The following is a 22,930-nucleotide window of genomic DNA, read 5'->3' as shown; positions in this document are numbered from 1 at the left end:
TTTTGCCGTCGGCTGGAGAACATGACCTCGCTCGATCCCCCACGCGAGGAGGATTCATGGGTCCCGATTCCGGTCTGTCCCGGCGCCAGGTCCTGCTCGGCACCGGGCTCGCGCTCGCTTCGGGACTGCCGTTGGCCGGGACCGCCGCGGCCGCCTCCGCGGTGCTCGGTGAGTACGACGTCGTCGTGGTCGGTGCGGGCGCGGCGGGGATGACCGCCGCGCTGACCGCGGCGAAACGCGGGCTCAGCTGCGTGGTGGTGGAGAAGGCGGCGAAATTCGGTGGTTCGGCCGCCCGGTCCGGGGCGGGGATCTGGATTCCGTGCAATTCGGTGCTGGCCGAGGCCGGCGTCCGGGACACCCCGGAACAGGCCGCACGGTACTTGGCCGCCGTGGTCGGCCCGTCGATCCCCGCCTCGCGGCAACAGGCGTTCCTCGCCAACGGCCCGGCGATGCTGTCGTTCGTGATGGCCAACAGTCCCCTGCGGTTCCGCTGGATGGAGGGCTACAGCGACTACTACCCGGAACTGCCCGGCGGGATGCCCGGCGGCCGCTCGATCGAACCCGACCAGCTCGACGGGAACGTCCTCGGCGCCGAACTGGCCAATCTGAACCCGCCGTACCTCGCCACGCCCGCGGGGATGGTCGTCTTCAGCGCCGACTACAAATGGCTCGCGCTGGCCGCGGTCAACCCGAAGGGCGCCGCGGTGGCGGCCGCCTGCCTCGCCCGGGGCACGGCCGCCGCGCTGGCCGGGCAGAAACCGCTCACCATGGGGCAATCGCTGGCGGCGGGATTACGGGCCGGGTTGCAGCGCGCCGGGGTGCCGGTCTGGCTGAACACGCCGTTGACCGATCTCGTCGTCGAGAACGGGAAGGTCACCGGCGTGACCGTCGCGGCAGGCGTGGTTAAGGCCCGGCGCGGCGTCATCGTCGGCTCCGGCGGGTTCGAGCACAACGCCGCCATGCGGGCGGAGTACCAGCGCCAGCCCATCGGTACACAATGGACGGTCGGCGCCCGGTCGAACACCGGGGACGGGATCCTGGCGGGAAAGCGTGCCGGAGCGGCGCTGGACCTGATGGACGACGCCTGGTGGGGGCCGGCGATCCCGCTTCCTGGCGAGCCGTACTTCTGCCTCGCCGAGCGGACCCTGCCCGGCGGGCTGATGGTGGACGCGGCGGGCAAGCGCTTCGTCAACGAAGCGGCGCCCTACAGCGACGTCGTGCACACGATGTACGACCGGAACCCGACGTCGCCCGCCATTCCCGCGTGGCTCGTCGTCGATCAGCACTACCGCAACCGGTATCTCTTCCGCGACGTCGCGCCGCTGTTGCCGTTTCCCGACGAGTGGTATTCGTCGGGAGCGGTCAAGAAGGCGTGGACCGTGGAGTCGCTCGGCAGCGCGATCGGTGTCCCGCCACAGGCGTTGCGCGCCACGGTCACCCGGTTCAACGGCCAGGCACTGTCCGGTGTGGACAGTGATTTCCGCAGGGGCGCCAGCGCTTACGACCACTACTACACCGACCCGTACGTCCTGCCGAACTCGTGCCTCGCACCGCTCTGGGAGCCGCCCTTCCATGCCTTCAAGATCGTCCCGGGCGATCTCGGCACCAAGGGCGGGATGCGCACCGACGCACGGGCGCGGGTCCTGCGGGCGGACGGCTCGGTGATCCCGGGCCTGTACGCCGCCGGGAACGCCAGCGCGGCGGTGATGGGCAACAGCTACGCGGGGGCCGGGTCGACGATCGGGCCGGCGATGACCTTCGGGTATGTCGCGGCGAACGATCTCGCGGATCAGCCCGGCTGAGCCGCGAGGACGCGGTCGGCGAGCTTGAGCCGTGAAACGGCGATGACGAGCACGAAAGCGGCGAGCGCGGCGACGGTCCGGACGACGTTGTAGGTCTCCCAGCGATCGAGGATCGCCACGTGGTCGGCCGGTGCGGAGGTGGCCGCCCAGATCTTGATCTGGCCGTTGATGGGCACGTTCCCGAAGCGGGTGACCAGGAACGACGTCACCGCCAGGGCCGCGGCGACACCGGCCAGTCGTCGTGCCCGCCCTCGGCTCAAGACGGCGAGTGCGAGGGAGCTGATCGCCGCGAGGGTCATCGCGGTCTGCATGACGACGCCGTTGCGCTGCATGAGCGCGGAGTGGAAGGTCAGCCGCACGTCGAGCGGGACGACGTCGAACGTGGCGGCGACGTTGACCATGCCGTACCCGAACGCCCCCGCGAGTAGACCTGTCGACAGGAGAGCGACACCGGTTACGAGGCTTATCTTTGACATGCTGTCAAACATAGTGGGCTGGGTTAAGGTTGACAACATGTCTGAGGTAGCCGAGGGACGGCAGAGGCGACGGCGGACCGACGCCGATCGCAGTGTCGCTTCGATCCTCGCCGCGGCCAAGGAAGTCCTTGGCGCACAAGCCCAGGCGAGCGTCGAGGACATCGCGAAAGCGGCCGGGGTGAGCAGGCAGACCGTCTACGCGCACTTCAAGACCCGCGAGGCGCTCCTGAGCGCGGTGATCGACGCGGTGTCCGAGGAGGCCGCGAGTGAGATGGACGCCGCGCGGCTCGGCGAAGGTCCCGCCGCCGACGCCATGCTGCGCCTGCTCGACGTCGGCTGGCGGATGTTCCGGCGCTACCCGCTGCTGCCCGCCGGCGCCGCCGAGGAGAACGACCCCGAGGCCGACCGGGAGCGCCATTCGGCGGTGGCCGATCATCTGGACCGGCTGCTCACCCGGGGCAAGGCGTCGGGCGAGTTCGACCGGCGATTCGAGAACCCCTGGCTCGTCAGCGCGATCGTGGCGCTCGGTCACGCCGCCGGACAGGCCGTGGACGCGAAACAGCTGACGCTCGAAGACGGCGTCGACTCGCTCGCCGAGAGTGTGCTGCGGCTCTGTGGTGCCGCTCGGCGGGACTGACGGACACGGAACGCCCCGAAGCGCTCACGGCCGGTTCCGCACCCGTTAAGGTGGGGCGTTCGCGTGGCATCAAGGGCTGGGGGGTCCGCCATGATCATCAAACGTGCCTATCACCACGGGGATCTTCGTCGTGCGCTCGTCCTCGCCGCACGGGAGCTCCTCGTCGAACGAGGTCCGGAGGGAGTGAGTCTGCGCGCGGCGGTCGCGAAGGTGGGTGCGTCCACCGCGGCGCCGTACCGGCATTTCCGCGACAAGGACGCGCTGCTGGTGGCGGTCGCGCTGGAGGGGCACGCCGAGGTGCAAGACCGGCTGCGTGACTGCGGCACCGGGACCGTCACCGCGCTCGGGCGGTCCTACCTCGGCTTCGCGCTGGAGCATCCCGCGCTGTACCGCTTGATGGCGGGCGCCGGCATCGGTGACCGCGCCGCGTATCCGGAACTGGCCGAGGCCCACCGGGTGACCTGTGCGCTGCTGGCCGACCGGGTGGGGGAGCGGAACGATCCGGATGGCTTCGCCGTCACGCTCTGGTGCCTGCTCCACGGGCTGGCGACGCTCGTGATCGACGGTCACGTCGAGCGTGAAGCCGCGGTCGCGGAAGTGGAGCGCAGCCTCGGGCTGCTGGTGGGGTAAGGACAGGTGGGTGCTTCCGCCTAAGGGGGCACTGTGTGGATTTTGGGGCGTTGGAGTGCCCCAGTGAGACGTGGAGGTGTGTGGAAATAGGGACGTTGAACGTCCCTATTTCCACACACCCCTCACCCGCGGTAACACCTGTGCGCCCACCGGTCACGTCGAGTAATCATATGGGGTGAAGGGGTGGGCCCTCAGCGATCGGTCGTGGGTGATCCGGAGCCCGGGTCACCCACGACCCCCGGTTCAGCCGATGGACGGGATGAAGGTCGGCAGCCGCCGTACCTTCGTGTCCTGCTCGAAGGCGTAAGCGATCGCCAGCAGCGACGGTTCGCTGAACCGCCCGCCCATGATCGACAGCCCCAGCGGCAACGGTCCGGCGTACGCCATCGGCACGGTCATGTTGGCGTAGCCCGACACGGCCGCCGGGCCGGACGAGTCGATCAGCAACGCGCCGTCGCCGACACCGAGCTGCGTCTTCCACGCGGCGTTGTTCGTCGGCGCCACGATCGCGTCGAGCTTCTCGCCGCGCAGCGTTTCGTCGAGGCCTCGCCGGGCGGCGCTCGTCGCGGCTTCCCGCATCGCGCGGTACGCCGGATCGTTGAGATCGCCGGTGGTCGCCTGCGACCGGTCCCAGAGGTTGTGCGTCCAGTACGGCATTTCGATCGCCGCGTTGTCCAGGTTGTACTGGATCAGTCCCGCCAGGTCGGCGGGATGCTTGCCGCCGGTGGAAGCGAGGTAGGCGTTGATGTCGTGTTTGAACTCGGTCCTGATCGCGGGGAACTCGTTGGCCGCGATCACGTCCAGATAAGGGATGGTGATCTCGACCGTGGTCGCGCCGAGCTTCCGGAGCCTGCTCAGTGCCTGCTCGAACGCCGCCTTCGTCGTGTCGTCCGGGGTGTAGACCTCGCGCCAGACGCCGATCCGCTTCCCGCGCAAAGCGTTGGGGCGCAGGAATCGCGTGTAGTCGTCGAGTGACTGGCGGGCGGCGTCGACGGTGATCGGGTCACGACGGTCGGCCCCGTTGAGGGCCGCGAGCAGGATCGCGGCGTCGACCACGTTGCGCGCCATCGGGCCCGCCGTGTCCTGTTGTTTCGACACCGGCACGATCCCGCTGCGGCTGACGAGCCCGAGGCTCGGCTTGACCCCGACGATGCCGTTGGCGCCGGACGGGCAGCTGATCGAACCGTCCGTCTCGGTCCCCACGGCGACGGTCGCCAGATGCGCCGCGACGGCCACGCCCGGGCCGGACGACGAGCCGCATGGGTTGCGGTCGAGGACGTAGGGGTTGGCGGTCTGCCCGGCGAGCGGGCTCCAGCCGTTCGACGAGCTGGTGGAGCGGTAACTCGACCATTCCGAAAGGTTGGCCTTGCCGAGGATGACCGCCCCGGCCTCACGCAGGTTTTCGACCACTCCGGCGTCGCGGTAGGGGCGGGATTCCAGCAGCGCCGTCGAGCCCGCCGTGGTCGGCTGCCGGTCCGCGGTGTCGATGTTGTCCTTGAGCAGCACCGGAATCCCGTCCATGGGGCCCTTCGACCGGTGCCGGTACCGCCGCACGTCGCTCTCCGCGGCGAGCCGCAGCGCGTCCGGGTTCGTGGTGAGCACCGCGTGGAGCGTCGGGTTCAGCTTGCGGATCCGCTGCAGGTAGAAGGCGGTCAGCTGGACCGAGGACAGCCGTCCGGAGCGCATCGCCCGCTGCAGATCGGGGATCGTCGCCCGCTCCAGGTCGATCCCGGCCACCACGGGGCGGCCGGAAGCGCCCCCGGCCGACGCCGGGACGGCCGTGGTGGCGGATGCCGCCGACGCCATGACGAGAAACGCGGCGACGGCCACGCCCCGCCTTTTCCAGGAATGTCTTCTCAAGGAATTCCCTCCTTGTCCGAAAGAATTCCTGAACAGTACGTGCGCCGCTCCGGTTCGGAACCACCGTGGAAAACGGGGAAACGGTGATTTGATCGACGCGGGGACGCCGGTCCCGTAGGCGATCGCTTACGGAAACAGCCTGTGGATCTTGGTTTCGGCACTGTACGGCGCCGGTCGCGGACGCACGGTGAGACGATATTCGTGATCCCGTCGGAAATATTCCGCCCGATTTCGGTTCGCCCCCCGTTTTCGCGTTGATCGGCTTTTGTTCGCGGTTCGCCGATCATCCGGCCCGCGCGCATTCGGCGAGCGCGGCGCCGAAGGAGCGTGCGGTGCTCGCCAGCCCGGCCACCGCGGAAACCGGGTCGCGGCGGGCGGGCAGGACGGCGGCGAGTGCCGCACCGACCCGGCCGTCCGGGGTTCTGATGCCGACGGCGGCGCAGCCGAGCCCGGCGGTGATCGTCTCCGATTCGGCCGCGTATCCGGCCTCGCGGATCTCCAGCGCGTCCGTGGCCGGTTCGGCGAGCGCCGGGTGATGGGCGGCGAGGAGCCGTCCGGCGGCGGTCCCCGGCGGAAGCGGGCGGCCCGGCCACACGGGGACGTCGTCGGCGGGCAGGACGGCGCCCGCGGCGACCAGCGCGCGACCTTCCCTCGGGACCACGAGCACCAGGCTCGCGCGCATCCGCGCCGACAGCGCCGGCAGCCGTTCCTTGGCCAGGTCCCGGAGTTCGGGCTGCCAGAACCGTCCGAGACGGAACACCCGCGAACCGATCCGGTAGCCGCGGCCCGCCCGCTCGACCGCGCCCAGGCCGGCCAGCTGGTCCAGCAGCCGGTGCACGGTGGTCTTCGGCAGCCCGGTCGCCCGCACGAGCTGGGTCAGCCCGGCCTGCCCGCCGTGTTCGTCGAGTGCTTCGAGCAACGCGAACGCGCCTTCGAGCACGCCGCGTCCGCCGATGGTTTCCCGCATCGCCGCCCTTTCCCGGAAACAGGTCACACCGGAGAAGTAAAGTGCGCCCACGGCGGGACGGGATACGAACTTCCGGGCAGCCGATGGGGCGGGGTTCCGCTGAACGGTCCAGCGGGCGACGTGACCGACACCGCCCCGGAAACCACCCTGCCGGGTCCTGCCCCCCGGCGCGTTCCTGGCATGCTGGCAAGGTTCGCGCGAACACCACAGCTCCAGGGGGACGTCGATAATGGAGGAGATCCGCCGCCTCGCCGACCGGTTCGATCTCATCGAGCCCGTCGGCGGTGGCTCCATGGGCACCGTGTGGCGGGCACGCGACGAGAACCTGGAGCGCACGGTCGCGGTCAAGGAACTCCTTCTGCCGCACGGGGCCGGTGAGCAGAAGGCCGACGAGGCCAAGAACCGCGCGCTGCGCGAGGCGCGGATCGCCGCGCGGCTGGTGCATCCGCACGCCATCACCGTCTTCGGCGTGATCGACGAGCAGGACCGCCCGTGGATCATCATGGAGTACTTGCCCTCGACCAGTCTCGCGGACAAACTGCGCGAAGGGCCGATGGAGGTCGACGACGTCATCCGCCTCGGCATCCAGCTGTGTTCGGCGCTGGCGGCCGCGCACCGGGCGGGCATCGTCCACCGCGACATCAAGCCCGGCAACGTCCTGCTCGGCGAGGACGACACCGTCAAGATCACCGACTTCGGGATTTCGCGGGCGATGGGCGACGTCCAGCTCACCGCGACCGGCGAGATCTCCGGGACGCCGGCGTTCCTGGCGCCGGAGGTGGCCCGCGGCGAGGACGCCACGTCCGCCTCCGACGTGTTCTCGCTCGGCGCGACGCTGTACACCGCTCTCGAAGGCGGCACGCCGTACGGCACGGCCGAGAACCCGATCGCGTTGCTGTACCGGGCGTCGAGCGGCGAGATCACCCCGCCGGCCAAGTCGGGGATCCTGACGCCGCTGCTGAACCGGCTCCTCGACGTCCGGCCCGACAGCAGGCCGACGATGGCCGAGACCGAGCGTGAGTTGCGGGCGCTCGCGGCGGGGGAGCCGACGACGCTCGTCGCCGAGGAACCGCCGCCGAAGGCGCGCAAGGGAATGCTGGTCGGTGTGATCGCCGTGTTCCTCGTGCTCGCGGCGGCCGCCGCCGCGGCCGTGGTCGTGGTGCTCAACCGCGACGAGGACACCCCGTCCGGCCAGGCGCCGCCGCCGGCCTCCCTGTCGCAGTCCGCCGCCCCGACCACGTCGGAGCCGGCCGCGCCACCGCCTCCGCCGTCTTCCTCGCCGCCCTCGACACCGTCGTCGTCGGCCGCGCCGCCTCCCGCGCAGACGCCGGGGCAGGCGCTCGCGGCGTACTACGCGCTCATCCCGGGGAATCTCGAGGCCGGGTTCGCGACACTGAGCGGCAACTTCAAGCAGACCAGGAACCAGAGCTTCGAGCGGTATTCGAACTACTGGAAGCAGTTCAGCGCGGTGACCGTGTCGAACGTGACCGAATCCGGCAACACGGTGACGGCGACGCTCACCTACGTGCGGGCCTCCGGCGGGACCACGACCGGCAGGGAGACCTTCGTCCTGGTCCAGCAGGACGGCCGGTACCTCATCGACTCCCAGCGGGCAGGCTGAGTTTCCCGGCGAGGCGCTGAAGCCAGGCCTCGACCTCTTCGGGGGAGCGGTCCGGGAGGCCGAAGATCGTCTCGGTGACTCCGGCCGCCTCCAGCTTGGCCAGGTTCTCCGGATCGGGGCGGACGCCGAGCGCCGAGATCTCCGGCTCGCCGGCGCGGCCCGCTTCGCGCCAGATCTCGCGTAGCCGCCGGGCTTTGTCCTCGATGCCGGTGTCGCCGGGCGTGGTGAGCCAGCCGTCGGCCGACTTCGCGATCCAGCGGAACGTCTTCTCCGTCGCGCCCGCGCCGACGATCACGGGGATATGCGCTTGAGCGGGTTTCGGCCACGCCCAGCTGGCGCCGAACGAGACGAACTCGCCCGCGTACGAGGCTTCGTCCTGGGTCCAGAGCGCGCGCATCGCCTCCAGGTACTCGCGCAGGACCGTTCGCCGCTTGCCGCCGGGGACGCCGTGATCGGCCAGTTCGTCGACGTTCCAGCCGAAACCGACGCCGAGGGTGACCCGCCCGGCCGAGAGGTGATCGAGGCTGGCGATCGTCTTCGCCAGCGTGATCGGATCGCTCTCGACCGGGAGGGCCACCGCCGTCGCGAGCCGGATCCGGGAGGTCACCGAGGCCGCGGTCGCCAGCGCGACCCACGGGTCCAGCGTCCGCAGGTAGCGGTCGTCGGGCAGCGACGAATCGCCGGTGCGCGGATGCGGAGCCTCCCGTTTGACCGGGATATGCGTGTGTTCCGGCACGTGGAAGGTATCGAAGCCCGCCGCTTCGGCCGCTCGAGCGGCCGCCGCCGGACTGATCCCCCGGTCACTGGTGAACAGCACTATCCCGTGTCTCACAGCCGCTCACGCTATTAGAACGTGTTTCAGTTCGCAACCGTGGCGTGCAGGGTGACCGGCAGGGCGTTCAGTCGCCAGGTGCCCGGGTCCGGGATCCGCAGCAGGCCGTCGGCGAGGGCGAGATCGGGGAGTCTGCGCAGTAGTACGGTGAGCGCGACCTCGACCTGAATCCTGGCCAGGGAAGCGCCGAGACAGAAGTGCGGCCCGTGAGCGAAGGCGAGATGCCATGCCGGTCCCGCCGCGCGCCGGATGTCGAAGACGTCCGGGTCTTGGAACGCTCGGGGGTCCCGGTTCGCCGCCGCGATCGCGACGGTAACAGGTTCTCCTTCGGGAATGAGGACGTCGCCGATCCGGACGTCCGTGGTGGCGAACCGGGGGATCGTCAGCAGCTGCGGGCTCTGCCAGCGCATCACCTCCTCGACCGCGCCGGGCATGAGCGCCGGGTCTTCGCGGAGCTCGGCCAGCTGTGCGGGGTGGGAGAGCAGGATTTCGACGGCGTTGGCGATGAGGTTGCCGGGCACCTGGCCGCCCAGCACGAGTTGCCAGACCAGGGCGACCAGTTCGGTTTCGCTGAGCCTGTCGCCGTCTTCGGCCTGGATCCGGAGCAGTTGCGAGACGACGTCCTCGCCCGCTTCGAGTTTCCGGTCCGCGATGGCGGCGAGCGCGCCCTCGACGATCCCGGGGACCGCCTTCGCGAGACCCGCGCCGTCACCCGCCGAGACCAGGGCGCCGTACTCGCGCCACCGCGGACGGTCGGCCGCGGGGATGCCGACCAGCGCGCAGATCACGTCGACCGGCAGTGGTCGCGCGAAGGCGGTGACCAGGTCGATCCGGTCCTCGCCGGAGAGTTCGTCGAGAAGCTCGTCCACGAGCCGCTCGATCCCAGGGCGTAGCGCGGCGGCCTTGCGCGGGGTGAACGCGGGGGCGACGAGCCGCCGGAGCCGGAGGTGTTCCGGGCCCTCGACCTCCTGCATCGTCCGCATGTACGGGCGGCAGTGGTCGGGGATGTCCATGTGCTGGTAGCTGTTCGCGCTCAGGGCGAATCGCTGGTCGCTCAGCATCTTCCGCGCCTCTTCGTGGCGCAGCACCGCCCACATGGCGAACCCGGGTGCGCTGAGCTTGGCGATCGGGGAGCGTTCGCGGGCCGGTGCGTAGGCGGTGAACGGATCGCGCAGGACCTCGGGGTCGGTCAGGAGGATCTCGGGAACGTCGGACAAGGTGGCTCTCCCAGTTCGGATGTTCAAATCAGATGTTCTCATCATCTGAATGGTCAAGGTATCTTGATCCGGGTCCGAGGGCAACGTGCCGGCAGACGGGAGGCCGATGGTCCGGCTGAGCAGGGCGGAGACACAGGAGCGCAATCGCGCGAAGGTGCTGGCCGCCGCGCGTGACGAGTTCGCGGAGCAGGGCTTCCGGGACGCCAAGATCGACGTCATCGCCGAGCGGGCGGAGCTCACCCGCGGCGCGGTCTACTCGAACTTCCCGGGAAAACGCGCGCTGTACTTCGCCGTCCTTGCCGAATTGGCCGAGCGGTCCGCGGGCGCGCCCCACGCGGCGCCCGGCGAGACGCTCCAGAGCGCGCTGGGCGCAGTGGCCAGGTCGAGAGTGGCCGCGTTTCCCCTGGACGACGACCAGGCGGGCCTCTCGCGCGACCTGATGCCGGAGGTGCTGGCGGACGAGCGCGTCCGGCGGCCGTTCGCTCAGCTGGTGAAGCTCAACGGCCTTCTGCTGGGGCTCGCACTGGAACGGCTCGACCCGCCGGAGCGGCCGCCGGGGTCGCCGATCCCGCGCCGGGTCCGGCTCGCGGAGACCGTGCTGACCACGCTGCACGGCGCCGGCCAGCTGGCGGCCACCGCGCCGGGGCTCATCGAGCCCTTCGATGTCGTGAGCGCGTGCGAACGGCTGGCTGGGCTGGCCTTCAACGACTGGTGGGCGCCGCCGGTGATCGCTCCCGTGGCGCAGGCGGCCGACCGGCCCTGGTCACCGCCGGGAGCTGTCGACCTCGTGCGCGCCGAATCCTTCGTACCCGCCGACGGCGTGGTCGTCGTCCTGGGCACGCATCGGCTGGCCGCCGCGGAAGAGGCCGTCCGGGCTCACGACGGCGATGTCACCGTCGTCGTCGTGACCAGTGAGCCCGCCGAGCTGGTGCCCTTGACCCGGCTGATCGTCGCGGAAGTCTGCGGCGGCCTGCGGCAGGCCTTCCCGGAGCCGTCTTGGCCGCGCCTGCGCGTGGTGTGCGACGCGACCGGGACACTGGCGGCGGCCGCGGGGGTGCTCGCGGTCAGCGACGAGACCGAGGCCGCGATCCGGGCCGAACGGGGCCGCATCGTCGCCACGGCGGACGGGCGCGGCGCGGGACACGCCGTCTCGGGCGAAGTGTCCCGTGTGGACACGGCCTAGACGATGTCGGTGTGCCGGATCCGGTACACCTGCAGGCGAAGCCCGTAGTACTTGTCGGTTTCCCCGACCCAGACCATCCCGAGCCGTTTCGCGGTCGCGATGGCGCGGGTGTTGTTCGGCCGCGCGACGGCGAAAAGCTCGTCCGTGTCCTGGGTGAAGGCCCAGCCGATCAGCGCGCGGGCGGCCTCGGAGGCATACCCCTCGCCCCAGGCGTCCGGATGGAGCTGCCAGCTGATCTCCAGGTCCTCTTCGTACGGTGGCAGCAGGTGGATGCCCAGCCCGCCGACGACAACGCCGTCCTCCTTGCGCTGCACCGCCCATCTCCCGCGCGGCGGTACGAGATTCGGCTGCGCCTGTTGCCAGGCCTGCAGAACCGAACGCATGGCCGCGGCGTCGGTCACGCGGTCCATCGCCGGGGTGAGCCAGCGGGTCACGTCGGTGGTGCCGTAGATCGCCAGCGCGGCTTCGGCGTCGTCCTCGGACCACTCACGGACGACGAGCCTTTCGGTGGTCAAGTCCATAACAGAACGTTACGCGCCCCGGCGCGGCCGTGGGGTGTCCGGATCATGACAACTCGGCAACCCGGCGTACCTTGGCCCTATGCGCGCCGACGCCTCGACGACCCCCGAACAGGCTTGCCCGATCGCCCCGGTGGTCGACCTCGTCTTCAGCCGCTGGACCACGCCGATCCTGTGGGCGCTCAACGAATTCGGCAGGCAGCGGTTCGTCGAACTCGAACGGCGCATCGGTTCGATCACGCCGAAGGTGCTGACGCAACGGCTGCGGCAGCTGGAACGCGACGGTCTGCTCACCCGGACCTATCACGCCGAGGTCCCGCCCCGGGTCGAGTACGAGATCAGCGACCTCGGCCGGAGCCTGGCGCCGCTTTTCGCGACCCTCGCGGACTGGTCGACGGAGAACCTGCCGAAGGTGGAAGAGGCCCGGTCGGCCTACGACTCCGCTTCCTGAGCCTGGCCGCTGGCTTCCTTGCAGGCTCCCTGAGCCCTTCACTTCGCCCGGCGTGAAGGTTGCGAAAGCCACTTTCGCAACCTTCAACGTTGCGAAAGTGGCTTTCGCAACGTCGGCCGTGGCCGGGCCAGGCACCGCCCTGGCGGCACCACCCGCGCTTCATCGACCGGGCTGGAACCAAGGCCAACAGAAGGTCGCTTTCTTGACCGATCGGTCCAGATGCGGCTAGGCTTCTCTCGTGTCCCGGGTGAAGGAATTCGACGTCGACGCGGCCTGCGAAGCCGCACTGGAACTGTTCTGGCGGCAGGGGTACGAGGCCACCTCGGTCAGTGACCTGGTCGCCGAGCTCGGCATCGGCAAGGCGAGTCTCTACGCCACGTTCGGCACCAAGCACGAGCTGTACCTGACGGCCTTGAACCGCTACATCGCCCGGGGCAACGAGCGGTTCGTCGAGGACTTCGCCGGCCCGGGGCCGGCGCTCGCGGGTGTGCGGCGGCTCATCGACCGGTTCCTCGCCGAAATACTGGGCGAATCGGGACGCAAAGGCTGCTTCGTGGTCAACGCCGCCATGGAGATGATGCCGAGGGATCCCGAGGTCGCGCGGGTGGTCGAGCGCAGCTGGGACGCGCTCGAGCTGGCCGTGCGGATGGCGTTGAGCCGCGCGAAGGCGCAGGGCGAACTCGACGCCGCCGCGGATCCGGAAGAGCTGGCGGGCTTCCTGCTCACCGTCCTGCAGGGGATGCGGGTGCTGAGCAAGGGGCCGGATCCCGCGGCGCGCGCCAAGGCGACGGCGAAGCAGGCCATCGCGGTCCTCGAAGCCGCTCGCAAACGCTGATAATGGAACGATCGGACCAGAAAGTGGTAGCTATTGTGGGGAAGCGATTCAGCGGCAAGGTCGTCCTGGTCACCGGAGGAGGTTCCGGGATCGGCCGCGCCACGGCGGCGGCCTTCGCGCGCGAAGGCGCTCAGGTCGTCGTCTCCGGGCGTGACGGCGAGAAGCTCCGCCAGACGGTGAAGGAGATCGAGGCCGACGGCGGAACCGCCGTCGCGGTGACCGCCGACGTGAGTGCCGGCGCGGAAGTCGAGCGTCTCGTGGCCGAGACCGTGCGGCGGCACGGCAAACTCGACATCGCGTTCAACAACGCCGGTGTGCTCGGCAGTCCCGCCCCGACGGCGGATCTGGACGAAGAGGGCTTCGACGCCGTCGTGCGGACGAACCTCGCGGGCACCTGGCTGTCGATGAAGCACGAGATCGCCCAGATGCGGGCGAGCGGCGGGGGAGTCATCGTCAACATGTCCTCCAACATCGGCTCGCACCACCGCCTGCCGGGAATGGCCGCCTACGCCGCTTCGAAGGCCGCCGTGGACGTGCTGACCCGCACCGCGGCCCGTGACCACATCGCCGAGGGCATCCGGATCAACGCGGTCAGCCCCGGCGCCACCGACACCGGGATGTCGTTCCGGCCCGGCGAATCCGAGGCCGACCGCGCCGAACGGCTCGGTTCGGTCATCCCGCTCGGCCGGATCGGCGCGGTCGAGGAGATCGCCGCGGCCGTGCTCTGGCTGGCTTCGGACGAGTCCTCGTACGTCGTGGGGCACGACATCGTCCTCGACGGCGGAGCCAGCGCCTGAGCCTCAGCGGCGCGAGGGCAGCAGCTCCTGCATCTTCGTCTTGATCCCCTGCGTCACCAGGTGCCAGGCGTCGGGCTCACCCTTCAGGACGGCCTCGGTCATGGCCCTCACCTGCTCGAAGGTGGCGTGCGGCGGAATCGGTGGCACCTCGGGATCGCAGCGGACGTCGAGCACGGTCGGCACGTCGGTCGACAGCGCGACGTCCCACGCCTCGCCGAGCAGGGCGGGATCGTCGACGGCGATCCCGCCGAGGCCGATCTCCAGTGCGAAGTCCGAATAGGACACTTCCGGCAAGGACTGCGACGGTTCGAACTTCGGCGAACCGCCCATGGCGCGCAGTTCCCAGGTGACCTGGTTCAGGTCGCCGTTGTGAAACACGCAGACGACGCAGCGCTGGTCGGCCCACAGTTCGCGGTACCGGGCGATGGTCAGCAGTTCCGCCATCCCGTTCATCTGCATCGCGCCGTCGCCGACCAGGGCGATCACCGGCCGGTCGGGATGGGCGAACTTCGCGCCGATCGCGTACGGGACGCCGGAGCCCATCGTCGCGAGGGTGCCGGAGAGGGTGCCCCGCATGCGGCCGCGCATCCGGAGGTTCCTGGCGTACCAATTGGTGGCCGAACCGGAGTCCGCGGTGACGATGGCGTCCTCGGGGATCCGCTCGGACAGCTCGTGCACGATCCGCATCGGGTTGACCGGTTTCGCGTCCAGCATCGCCTGGCGGGTCAGGGTCTCCTGCCATTCGCCGACGTTCTTCTCGATCTTTTCGCGCCAGCCGCGGCCGGTTTTGCGCTCCAGCGAAGGGATCAACTGCTGCAGCGTGCCCTTCGCGTCGCCGAGCAGGTTGACCTCGGTCGGATAGCGCAGTCCGAGGAACCGGGGGTCGATGTCGATCTGGACCGCCCGCGCCTGACCGAATTCCGGCAGGAACTGCGCGTACGGCATGTTCGAGCCGACGATCAGGAGGGTGTCGCAATCCCGCATCATCTCGTACGTCGGCCGCGTGCCGAGCAGCCCGATGGAGCCGGTGACGTACGGCAGGTCGTCGGGCAGGACATCCTTGCCCAGCAACGCTTTCGCCACTCCGGCGCCGGTGAGCTCGGCGATCTCGCGCAACTCGGTGACGGCGTTGCGCGCGCCCTGCCCGACCAGGATCGCGACCTTTTCGCCCGCGTTCAGCACCTCGGCGGCGCGGGCGACCTCTTCCGCGGGCGGGATGACGCTGGCCCGCGGATGATCGGGCGGCGAGGACGGCACGTGCTTGAACTCGTGCTGCGGCGGCTGATAGGTCTCCTCCTGCAGATCCGCCGGGATGATCAGCGCCGTGGGCGCACGCTGCGCGATGGCCGTGCGGAGGGCGCGGTCGAGCGCGTTCGGCAGCTGTTCGGGGACGTTCACCTCGACGAGGTACTCACTCGCGACGTCCTTGAACAACGCCTGCAGATCCACCTCCTGCTGATAGCTGCCGCCCATCGCGCTGCGTGCCGTCTGGCCCACGATCGCCACCACCGGCACGTGGTCGAGTTTGGCGTCGTAGAGGCCGTTGAGCAGGTGGATCGCCCCCGGGCCGGACGTCGCCATGCAGACCCCGGGCCGTCCGCTCAGCTTCGCGTAGCCCACGGCCGCGAACGCCGCCATCTCCTCGTGCCGCGTCTGCACGAAACGGGGTTTGTTCTCCGCCGCGCCGAACGCGCCCACCAGCCCGTTGATCCCGTCCCCGGGATAGGCGAAGACCTGCTCCACGTCCCATTCGCGCAGCCTGGTCAGAACATGGTCCGCAACGGTTTCGCTCATGGTCGCCGGATACCGCGGCCCTCCGGCGGCTAAACGTCCTCGAGGATCTTGGTGATCCCCGCGACGACGTCCGGATGCCCGAGCGGCAGCGGCGGTGGCACCCGGTTGTACGGTTCACCGGTGCTGTGGGGGAGCACGGCCACGGCGGTCCCGGCCGAGCGCACCCGTTCGGCGAGGTTGGACGACCCGTCCGGCACCGGGTCGACCAGCAGGACATGGGACGCGGCTCCGGGATGGCGTTCGGCCAGCCGCAGCGCGTCCGCGGCCGAGTCTCCGGCGGCCACGACGTCGATCGGCGGGCCACCGGGTTCCGCCTCGCCGAGCACGTCTTCGGCCTGGCTGAGCGCGCCGTCCACCGGCAGCCTGCACCAGATGACCTGGCGCTGGGAAGCGAGCGGGCGCCACGTCGCCGGGAGTTCACCGTGTTTGCCCTCGCCCGCCGGGTCGAGGACCAGCAGCTTCGCCCCTTCGTCGCCGCCGTCGATGACGACCGAGGGGCCTTCGGCGCGGACAGGATCGGATCCGGTGGTCATGGGCGTCTCTCCTCTAGCAGTTGGTGCGGGGGAGCTCGGGGGAATCCGTGTCCAGCGGCACCGAACCCGATCGAACGAGTCCTAATTGGACTGTCTGTCGCTTCGTCACCGCTTCGAGCGCCCAGTCGGTGGCGGTGCGCAGCCGGTTGCCCGGCATGGCCAGCAGGTGGTAACCGCGGGTCACCGCCTTGGCGGCGAACCCGGAAAGCGGGATGTGCAAGGGATTCGCCGCGGCCTGGCGGGCGCCGAGGTCGACGACGAAGCCGAGGTCGTGGTGCCGGTAGGTGCCGTGCGACCCGTACCCGAGCGACGCGGCCACGTTCCGCCCGGCGAGTTTGCCCTGTCGTTCGGCGTGCTGGGCCGTCATCGGCGTGTATTCGCCGGGCCTGGTCAGATCGGGGACGGCGGCCGCGTCTCCGCACGCGTAGACGTCGCGCCGTCCGGGGACGTTCAATTGCGCTGTCACGACCAGCCTGCCCTTGACCGTCTTCAGCCCCAGGTCCTCGATGAGCGGGTCCGGCCGGACCCCGACGCACCACACCAGGGTGTGGGTCGGCACGGATTCACCCGAGGTGAGCGTGACCCCCTTTTCGCCGGCGTCGTCGATCGACGTCTTCATCAGTACCTCGACGCCGCGTTCGCGCAGCACCGTGTCCGCCGTGGCGCCGAGCCGCCGGTCGAGTTCCGGCAGGACCCGCTCGGCGACGTCCAGCAGCAGCCACCGGATCTTCTGGTCCTTCAGCTCGGGGTGCCGGGCGGCGAGCGCGGCCGTGAACGCCGGCCCCTGCGCGGCGACCTCCGTGCCGGTGTAACCGGCGCCGACCACGACGAACGTGCAGCGCGCGTCGCGTTCGGCCGGGTCCTGCGCCGAGGCGGCGAGTTCTATCTGCCGGGTGACGTGATCCCGCAGGTAGAGGGCCTCGGGCAGGCCGCGGAAGCCGTGGGCGTACTCGGGCACGCCGGGGATCGGCAGCAGTTTGTTCACACTGCCCGCGGCGAGCACGAGCCGGTCGTAGCCGAGGGAGCGCTCGCGGCCCTCGGGGTCGGTGTAACCCACGCTGCGATCTTCGAAGTCAACCGATTTGGCCGTGCCGAGCACCAGGCGCACGCCGCGCAACGTGCCGGGGATGGACACCGAAATCCGCCGCGGTTCGAGGATCCCGGCGGCGACTTCGGGGAGCAGGGGGAGATAGAGGAAGTAGTCGGTCGGGTTCAGCACGACTACTTCCGTGTCGTCGCCTGCCGACTTGAGGAGGGTTTTGGCCGCGTTGTAACCGGCGAACCCACCTCCGATGATCACCACGCGCATGGTCAGTCCTCCGTGGGCCAGTCGCCGGTCGCCTTGCGGTAGCCGACCGCGCCCGCCCGTTCGGTGGCGGCCTTCACCGCGCCGAAGATCGCCCCCTGCGCGGCGGCCGCGACGATCACCTGGGTCCAGGTGAAGTCCCGGTCGGTGGCGTCCGGCGCCTCTTCGTCCCCGCTCACGCGTTTCCAGATCTGCTTGAACGCGATCCCGGCGAGCACGCCGCCCGCGGCGCTCACGACCATGCTGAGCGGCTTGTAAAGAACCTTGTTCACGAGGAAGACCTCTTTCGCATGATGAGCCGGATGGTGACGAGCAACGCCAGGAGACCGGCGAAGATCGGCACGGGGTTCGCGCGGACGACTTCGGTGCCCTGCCGGAACTTCTGCGCCGCGGGCTCGGAGACCTTCTCGGAGATCTTGGCGCTCGCCTCGTCGACCTTGGCGTCGAGGTTGTCGTTGACCCTCGCCTTGACGTCCATCTTCTTGCCCAGCGCGTCGAGGGTTTCGGTGAGTTCATCCCGCGTCACGTCGCGATCGGCGCGGGCTTCTTCGGCGTTCTTGGGGAAATCGGTCATGACCGCACTCCTTGCTTGACGGTGTCGACGTCCTCGCGGACACCCTCGATGGCCTCTTCCGGCACCGGCGGGGTCGCGCTGGAGACCTCCTTCTTGCCGACGACGGCCGAAAGCCCGGCGATCAGCAGCAGCGCCGCGCCCGTCACCACGGCCGCCAGCCACGCGGGCATCACCAGCGCGAGTGCCAGCACCACCGCGGCGATCAGGGTCGCCAGCCCGAAAAGCGCGAAAACACCCGCGGCGCCGAACAATCCGGCACCGAAGCCCATCTTCTTCCCTTTGCGCTGCAATTCGAACACGGCCAGCCGCATCTCGTCGCGGACGAGGTGTTTGACCTCGTCGCTGAGATCGGAAACCAGTTCGCCGACCGACTTTTCTCCGGACGGCTTCCGGTGGGTCTCTTCGATCATGGGGCACCTCCTCGGAGCGTTCTGCCCGCCGGGTACCCGGCGGCCCGGCCGGTCAATCACAGCGTGTTTCGCCCCGCTGAGCGCCGGGTAGCCGGGGGGTGCCGGCTCGAAAAGCACCCAACCGACAGGAGGATGCATGAGCACGATCACCGAAATGGTGGACGTCGAAGTCCCGGTGAAGACCGTGTACAACCAGTGGACTCAGTTCGAGAGCTTCCCGCAGTTCATGGAAGGTGTCGAGGAGATCCGTCAGATCGACGCGACCCACACCCACTGGGTGACCAAATTCGGTGGGGTGAGCCGGGAATTCGACGCGACGATCACCGAACAACATCCCGACGAGCGCGTCGCGTGGACGTCGGACTCCGGTCCCGACCACGCGGGCGTCATCACGTTCCATCGCCTGGACGACAACAAGACCCGGGTCACCGCGCAGATGGAGATCGATCCGGAGGGTTTCGCCGAGAACGTCGCCGACAAACTCGGCGTACTCGACCGCCGGATCAAGGGCGACATGAAGCGGTTCAAGGAGTTCATCGAGAGCCGCGGCCACGAGTCCGGCGCCTGGCGCGGTGACGTGGACCGCCCCGGCAGCTGACCGATGACCCGGGACCTCCCCTGGAAGACGCGTTTTCCCGGGGGAGGTCCCGGGTATCTCTCGGGGTGAGGTCCATTACGAAGGGAGCGTTCCGGCATGACTACCAACGCATACGTGGCCTTCCTCGTCATCGGGGTGGCGCTGGTCATGCTCGACGGTCTGATCATCTACCAGAGCGGTAAGCGCTACCTGCGGGGTTCCCACGGCGATCCGGCCGCGGGCGCTTCCATGACGTGGCTCGTCACGGTGCTGTTCCATCTCGCGACGCTGGGCGTTTTGGCGCTGCTGTCGACCGTCGACATCGGGGGCAGCGACCTTCCTGGGGTGGTGGGCAGGCTGGGTGTCCTGCTGCTGGTACTGGCCGTCGCCCACGCGATCACGCTCAGCGTGCTTTCGCGGATCCGTGGTGAGCAGGAGGCCGAAGCGGTCATCAACCGGCCGAGGCGCGTCGAGCCCGAGCAGCAGGGTACGACGGTGACGCCGGTGCCCGGGCAGGAGGGCCGCTACCCGACCACGAGCCCGTCCATCGAACAGCAGGCTCCGTACACGACACCGTAAGAAGTCGAGTGCTGGCAGGAGGTTTCGCCGTGCACGAGATCGATGACGAACTATGGGACGAATTCCATCGCGTGGTCAACATGACCTCGCGGGAACTGGCCGACTGGCTGCGGACGAGGTCGGCCGACGACGAGGACGAGGCATTGCCGGACCAGGCGGGCACCCCGACCGGACGGCATGTGCTGGGCATCCTCGGCAAGCGCAGGACCGACCTCACGGCCGAGGACGAGCGGGTGATGCGCTCGGTCGTCCGGCGGGTCGAGGACCAGCGTCGTGACGACCTCGAACCGGTCGCGGGCGAGGCGCACTGGCGGCACAAGCTGATGTCGATGGGACACGACCCGCTGAAACCCGTGTGAGCCCGAAGTACGTGAAGGCCCCCTTCACTGCGCTGGACGCAGTGAAGGGGGCCTGGCTCGTTCTCGACTGTCCACAGGGGACATTGACGTGTGTGTGGGCGTCCGGTGCCCCCAATGTGGCATTGGGGACGCTCAGTGTCCCCAATGCCACATTGGGCGCAGCATCGCGACCAGCAGATATGCGACTTTGTCCCTTCGCGTAACTTCAGGGCCGGGTGCGAAGCCGTAACACGCGCGGGCTGGACGACCGTTACTCCGAGAGCTTCCCGCGCAGCTGGTCCAGCGTCTGCGACAGGAGCCGCGAAACGTGCATCTGCGAGATGCCGATCCGTTCCGCGATCTGGGTCTGGGTGTAGCCCCCGAAGAAGCGCATCACGAGGATCGCGCGTTCCCGCTTGGGGAGCTCCCGCAGCAGCGGTTGCAGCGCCTCGTGGTTTTCCACCAACGCCATCTCGTGGTCTTCCTCGCCGATCGTGTCGGCGAGCGAGAGGGCCTCGGTGGCGTTGTCGTGGACCGGTTTGTCGACCGACAACGTCTGGTACGCCTGGCCGGCGAGCAGTCCTTCCCGCACGTCGTTGACCTCGAGCCCGAGGTATTCGGCGAGTTCGGTCGGAGTCGGCGCACGGCCGAGTCGCTGGGACAACGCGGCCGTGCCCTGACTGAGCGAGACGTGCAGCTCCTTGAGCCGCCGCGGCACCCGGACCGACCAGCCGGTGTCCCGGAAATGCCGCCGGACCTCGCCCATGATCGTGGGCACGGCGAACGAGAGGAAGTCGTGCCCACGGCCGGGATCGAACCGGTCGACCGCGTTGATCAGGCCGATCCGCGCCACCTGGACGAGGTCTTCGCGAGGCTCACCCCGTCCGGAGAACCTGGTGGCGATGTGCTCGGCGAGCGGCAGGAGTTCGGTGACGAGGCGGGCGCGCAGCTCCCGGCGGCCCGGCGAATCCTCCGGCAGGGAGGACATCTCCTCGAAGAGCGGTTCGCAATGGGCGTAGTCGTCCGCCTGCCGGGTGAGAGTCTTGCGCTCCCCACTCACCCGTCGCTCGTTCCCGGGGCCAACACGAGATCGATCGTCGTCGTGCCCCCTGCCTCCCCGGGGATCGGTTCGCACCGCGCCCGGACCGAATGGGTCAGCGTCGTCAGGACGTGCCAGCCGAACGTCGTCTCGCTCGGCAGGTAGGGCCTGTTCGTCCGCGTCGAGATCGAGACGGCGATTCCTTCCGGTATCTCGTGAAAGACACAACAAAGAACGGCTCCCAGTTCAGCGGGCTGGACAAGTTGGGAACAGGCTTCGTCGACGGCCATCTTCGCGTCTGAAATGGCGTCCAAGCCGAAGTCCGCACGGGCCACCACACCATGGGTGAGCGTGCGGACGAGAGGGATCTGCTCCGCCTCGGCGGGAAGGCAGAGTTCGACCCGGTCGGACAGACCGTCCGACTGAGGCCGGGTCTGGGGGGTGAGGCCGCCCCGTCCGTGTGCATCCATTACGAAACCCATCCGTCCGTGGCCGTGGGGTGACCGCGGCGGTGCTCCGCCGCGTGACGCGTGATCAACGGCCCAGGGCTCGCTGAAGCTCCTTTTTGGACATCTTCGACCTGCCCTCGACGTTGCGCTGCTTCGCTTCGTTGTAGAGCTGGTCCTTGGTCGGGCCGTTCGGGCCCAATCGGTTCCCCGACCGCTTGCCACCCCGCCGCTGAGGTGACATGTCCTCGAGGGACGTGCGGCTCGCTTCGCGTGATTCGCCGGCCTGCGCGCGGTTCTTGTTGACCGTGCGGGCGGCGATCTCCTCGGCCCGGCCGGTGCTCGCGCCCCGCTCCTCCGTCGAATCCTTGATGTGTTCGTACTGACGTTCTCGTTTGTCGCTCCAAGCCTGCTGCGGCATCGCGGCTCCTTCCTTTCCCCGGTCAGGTACCCCGTTCGATTCGCCGGATAAACGTCCGGTTGATCCCGGGCCCGGGCGGGTACGCGGGGGTCGACGCGAAGGAGGCATCGATGCGCATCGGCTACACCCTCATGACCGAACAAGCCGGGCCGAAAGACCTGGTGGGATACGCCGCCGGGGCGGAGAAGGCGGGTTTCGACTTCGAGGTCATGAGCGACCACTTTTCGCCCTGGCTGGACGAGCAGGGGCATTCGCCGTACGCGTGGAGCGTGCTGGGAGCGGTCACCCAGAGCACCGAACGGGTCGAACTGATGACCTTCGTGACGTGCCCGACCATGCGTTATCACCCCGCGGTGGTGGCGCAGAAGGCGGCGACCGTCCAGGCGTTGTCGGACGGCCGGTTCACCCTGGGTCTCGGCGCGGGGGAGAACCTCAACGAGCACGTCGTCGGCCGCGGCTGGCCACCGGCGAACGTCCGGCACGAGATGCTCGCCGAAGCGGTCCAGATCATCGGCGGGTTGTTCGACGGCGGCTATTTCAACTACAAGGGTGACCACTTCCGGGTGGACTCGGCGAAACTCTGGGATCTGCCGGAGCAGCGGGTGCCGATCGCGGTCGCGGTGTCCGGGTCGCAGTCGGTGACCCGGTTCGCGCCGATCGCCGACGCGATGATCGCGGTGGAACCGGACGAGGCGCTGAGCCGGGAGTGGGACGCCACCAAACTCGGCCCGCCCAGCAGGAAGATCGCCCAGCTGCCGGTGTCGTGGGGTGAGGATCGCGACGCCGCGGTCCGGCGCGCGCACGAGCAGTTCCGCTGGTTCGCCGGCGGCTGGAAGGTCAACGCCGAACTGCCGGGCCCCGCGGGGTTCGCCGGGGCGACGCAGTTCGTCAAACCGGAGGACGTCGCCGAGGCGATCCCGTGCGGGCCGGACGTCGACCGGATCGTGAAGCAGGTGGGCGAATTCGAGGCGGCCGGATTCACGGATCTGGCGCTGATCCAGATCGGCGGCGACCAGCAGGAAGGCTTCCTCCGCTTCGCGCGGGAAACGCTGCTCCCGGCGCTGCGGAGCTGATTCACACGGACGGA

Annotated in this window: 27 protein-coding genes; 12 read left to right on the top strand and 15 right to left on the bottom strand. The window is 69.4% G+C overall.

Features of this window, described 5'->3' with window-relative positions; genetic code table 11:
- The first annotated feature begins 56 nt into the window (after nt 1-56).
- Nucleotides 57-1,802 (top strand): 3-oxosteroid 1-dehydrogenase, encoded by a 1,746-nt coding sequence (gene kstD, locus ACZ3HL_RS40635; protein WP_465537049.1) that lies wholly within the window; start codon nt 57-59, stop codon nt 1,800-1,802.
- Here the strand turns inward: kstD and ACZ3HL_RS40630 are convergent.
- The gene (locus ACZ3HL_RS40630) at nt 1,790-2,278 is read right to left on the bottom strand and encodes an anthrone oxygenase family protein (RefSeq protein ID WP_465537048.1); all 489 of its coding nucleotides are present in this window, start codon (nt 2,276-2,278) and stop codon (nt 1,790-1,792) included. The genes kstD and ACZ3HL_RS40630 overlap by 13 nt on opposite strands.
- Nucleotides 2,279-2,315: 37 nt before the next feature.
- Here ACZ3HL_RS40630 and ACZ3HL_RS40625 point away from each other — a divergent pair, with 37 nt between their 5' ends.
- Both ACZ3HL_RS40625 and ACZ3HL_RS40620 read left to right on the top strand, forming a co-directional pair.
- A complete protein-coding gene (locus ACZ3HL_RS40625) occupies nt 2,316-2,915 on the top strand; it encodes a TetR/AcrR family transcriptional regulator (RefSeq protein ID WP_465537046.1) in 600 nt (199 codons plus the stop codon).
- Between the two features lie 90 nt (nt 2,916-3,005).
- Nucleotides 3,006-3,545, top strand: coding sequence for a TetR/AcrR family transcriptional regulator (locus tag ACZ3HL_RS40620; protein WP_465417990.1), 540 nt, complete (start codon nt 3,006-3,008; stop codon nt 3,543-3,545).
- Between the two features lie 243 nt (nt 3,546-3,788).
- On the opposite strand, the gene ACZ3HL_RS40615 is transcribed toward ACZ3HL_RS40620, so the two are convergent.
- Nucleotides 3,789-5,231 carry an amidase gene (locus tag ACZ3HL_RS40615; protein ID WP_465537096.1) on the bottom strand — a complete coding sequence of 481 codons (1,443 nt, stop codon included), beginning with the start codon at nt 5,229-5,231 and terminating at the stop codon, nt 3,789-3,791.
- 457 nt (nt 5,232-5,688) lie between these two features.
- A complete protein-coding gene (locus tag ACZ3HL_RS40610) occupies nt 5,689-6,423 on the bottom strand; it encodes an IclR family transcriptional regulator (protein WP_465417987.1) in 735 nt (244 codons plus the stop codon).
- Between the two features lie 178 nt (nt 6,424-6,601).
- Here ACZ3HL_RS40610 and ACZ3HL_RS40605 point away from each other — a divergent pair, with 178 nt between their 5' ends.
- Nucleotides 6,602-7,993: a serine/threonine-protein kinase gene (locus ACZ3HL_RS40605; protein WP_465537045.1), complete on the top strand. Its 1,392-nt coding sequence runs from the start codon at nt 6,602-6,604 to the stop codon at nt 7,991-7,993.
- Here ACZ3HL_RS40605 and ACZ3HL_RS40600 read toward each other — a convergent pair.
- Both ACZ3HL_RS40600 and ACZ3HL_RS40595 read right to left on the bottom strand, forming a co-directional pair.
- Nucleotides 7,968-8,825 carry an LLM class F420-dependent oxidoreductase gene (locus ACZ3HL_RS40600; protein WP_465537043.1) on the bottom strand — a complete coding sequence of 286 codons (858 nt, stop codon included), beginning with the start codon at nt 8,823-8,825 and terminating at the stop codon, nt 7,968-7,970. The two genes, ACZ3HL_RS40605 and ACZ3HL_RS40600, sit on opposite strands and share 26 nt — an antisense overlap.
- Before the next feature lie 26 nt (nt 8,826-8,851).
- A complete protein-coding gene (locus tag ACZ3HL_RS40595; RefSeq protein ID WP_465537040.1) occupies nt 8,852-10,042 on the bottom strand; it encodes a cytochrome P450 family protein in 1,191 nt (396 codons plus the stop codon).
- 106 nt (nt 10,043-10,148) lie between these two features.
- Here ACZ3HL_RS40595 and ACZ3HL_RS40590 point away from each other — a divergent pair, with 106 nt between their 5' ends.
- Entirely contained in the window at nt 10,149-11,225 is a 1,077-nt protein-coding gene (locus tag ACZ3HL_RS40590) for a TetR/AcrR family transcriptional regulator (protein WP_465537038.1), read from the top strand.
- Here the strand turns inward: ACZ3HL_RS40590 and ACZ3HL_RS40585 are convergent.
- Nucleotides 11,222-11,746 (bottom strand): GNAT family N-acetyltransferase, encoded by a 525-nt coding sequence (locus ACZ3HL_RS40585; RefSeq protein ID WP_465417976.1) that lies wholly within the window; start codon nt 11,744-11,746, stop codon nt 11,222-11,224. The two genes, ACZ3HL_RS40590 and ACZ3HL_RS40585, sit on opposite strands and share 4 nt — an antisense overlap.
- A gap of 79 nt (nt 11,747-11,825) precedes the next feature.
- On the opposite strand from ACZ3HL_RS40585, the gene ACZ3HL_RS40580 reads away from it, so the two are divergent.
- From ACZ3HL_RS40580 to ACZ3HL_RS40570, 3 genes are all read left to right on the top strand, one after another.
- On the top strand, nt 11,826-12,194 hold the full coding sequence (locus ACZ3HL_RS40580; protein WP_125674622.1) for a winged helix-turn-helix transcriptional regulator: 369 nt from the start codon (nt 11,826-11,828) through the stop codon (nt 12,192-12,194).
- Between the two features lie 238 nt (nt 12,195-12,432).
- Nucleotides 12,433-13,029 carry a TetR/AcrR family transcriptional regulator gene (locus ACZ3HL_RS40575; protein ID WP_465537037.1) on the top strand — a complete coding sequence of 199 codons (597 nt, stop codon included), beginning with the start codon at nt 12,433-12,435 and terminating at the stop codon, nt 13,027-13,029.
- 35 nt (nt 13,030-13,064) lie between these two features.
- Nucleotides 13,065-13,826, top strand: coding sequence for an SDR family NAD(P)-dependent oxidoreductase (locus ACZ3HL_RS40570; protein WP_465537035.1), 762 nt, complete (start codon nt 13,065-13,067; stop codon nt 13,824-13,826).
- A 3-nt stretch (nt 13,827-13,829) separates the two neighbouring features.
- Here the strand turns inward: ACZ3HL_RS40570 and ACZ3HL_RS40565 are convergent, their stop codons facing one another.
- From ACZ3HL_RS40565 to ACZ3HL_RS40540, 6 genes are read right to left on the bottom strand one after another with little or no spacing between them, the layout of a single operon-like run.
- The gene (locus ACZ3HL_RS40565) at nt 13,830-15,620 is read right to left on the bottom strand and encodes a thiamine pyrophosphate-requiring protein (protein WP_465537034.1); all 1,791 of its coding nucleotides are present in this window, start codon (nt 15,618-15,620) and stop codon (nt 13,830-13,832) included.
- Nucleotides 15,621-15,649: 29 nt separating this feature from the next.
- Entirely contained in the window at nt 15,650-16,153 is a 504-nt protein-coding gene (locus ACZ3HL_RS40560) for a hypothetical protein (RefSeq protein WP_465537033.1), read from the bottom strand.
- Between the two features lie 13 nt (nt 16,154-16,166).
- Nucleotides 16,167-17,462, bottom strand: a complete 1,296-nt coding sequence (locus ACZ3HL_RS40555; RefSeq protein ID WP_465537032.1) for an NAD(P)/FAD-dependent oxidoreductase — start codon at nt 17,460-17,462, stop codon at nt 16,167-16,169.
- Between the two features lie 2 nt (nt 17,463-17,464).
- Nucleotides 17,465-17,731, bottom strand: a complete 267-nt coding sequence (locus ACZ3HL_RS40550; RefSeq protein ID WP_465417963.1) for a DUF4235 domain-containing protein — start codon at nt 17,729-17,731, stop codon at nt 17,465-17,467.
- On the bottom strand, nt 17,728-18,033 hold the full coding sequence (locus ACZ3HL_RS40545; RefSeq protein ID WP_465537030.1) for a DUF3618 domain-containing protein: 306 nt from the start codon (nt 18,031-18,033) through the stop codon (nt 17,728-17,730). Before ACZ3HL_RS40545 ends, ACZ3HL_RS40550 begins: the two co-directional genes overlap by 4 nt.
- Entirely contained in the window at nt 18,030-18,443 is a 414-nt protein-coding gene (locus ACZ3HL_RS40540) for a phage holin family protein (RefSeq protein WP_465417961.1), read from the bottom strand. Before ACZ3HL_RS40540 ends, ACZ3HL_RS40545 begins: the two co-directional genes overlap by 4 nt.
- A 136-nt stretch (nt 18,444-18,579) precedes the next feature.
- Between ACZ3HL_RS40540 and ACZ3HL_RS40535 the strand changes: the two genes are divergently transcribed.
- The 3 genes from ACZ3HL_RS40535 (at nt 18,580) to ACZ3HL_RS40525 (ending at nt 19,958) form a co-directional block, all read left to right on the top strand.
- Complete coding sequence (locus tag ACZ3HL_RS40535; RefSeq protein WP_465537028.1) at nt 18,580-19,041, top strand: SRPBCC family protein; 462 nt, start codon at nt 18,580-18,582, stop codon at nt 19,039-19,041.
- 96 nt (nt 19,042-19,137) lie between these two features.
- Nucleotides 19,138-19,599, top strand: coding sequence for a hypothetical protein (locus ACZ3HL_RS40530; protein WP_465417958.1), 462 nt, complete (start codon nt 19,138-19,140; stop codon nt 19,597-19,599).
- Nucleotides 19,600-19,628: 29 nt separating this feature from the next.
- Complete coding sequence (locus ACZ3HL_RS40525) at nt 19,629-19,958, top strand: DUF3140 domain-containing protein (protein ID WP_007030250.1); 330 nt, start codon at nt 19,629-19,631, stop codon at nt 19,956-19,958.
- A gap of 250 nt (nt 19,959-20,208) precedes the next feature.
- On the opposite strand, the gene ACZ3HL_RS40520 is transcribed toward ACZ3HL_RS40525, so the two are convergent.
- From ACZ3HL_RS40520 to ACZ3HL_RS40510, 3 genes are all read right to left on the bottom strand, one after another.
- A complete protein-coding gene (locus ACZ3HL_RS40520; RefSeq protein WP_465417956.1) occupies nt 20,209-20,997 on the bottom strand; it encodes a SigB/SigF/SigG family RNA polymerase sigma factor in 789 nt (262 codons plus the stop codon).
- A complete protein-coding gene (locus ACZ3HL_RS40515; RefSeq protein WP_465537026.1) occupies nt 20,994-21,446 on the bottom strand; it encodes an ATP-binding protein in 453 nt (150 codons plus the stop codon). The genes ACZ3HL_RS40520 and ACZ3HL_RS40515 overlap by 4 nt, the downstream gene beginning before the upstream one ends.
- A gap of 64 nt (nt 21,447-21,510) precedes the next feature.
- Entirely contained in the window at nt 21,511-21,843 is a 333-nt protein-coding gene (locus ACZ3HL_RS40510) for a plasmid stabilization protein (protein ID WP_465537025.1), read from the bottom strand.
- Between the two features lie 110 nt (nt 21,844-21,953).
- On the opposite strand from ACZ3HL_RS40510, the gene ACZ3HL_RS40505 reads away from it, so the two are divergent.
- Nucleotides 21,954-22,916 carry a TIGR03557 family F420-dependent LLM class oxidoreductase gene (locus ACZ3HL_RS40505; protein WP_465417948.1) on the top strand — a complete coding sequence of 321 codons (963 nt, stop codon included), beginning with the start codon at nt 21,954-21,956 and terminating at the stop codon, nt 22,914-22,916.
- The last annotated feature ends 14 nt before the right edge of the window (nt 22,917-22,930 follow it).

Source organism: Amycolatopsis sp. NPDC000009 (genome assembly GCF_055563465.1).
Note: the sequence above shows the minus strand (reverse complement) of the source record. Positions and strands in the feature narration are given on the sequence as shown.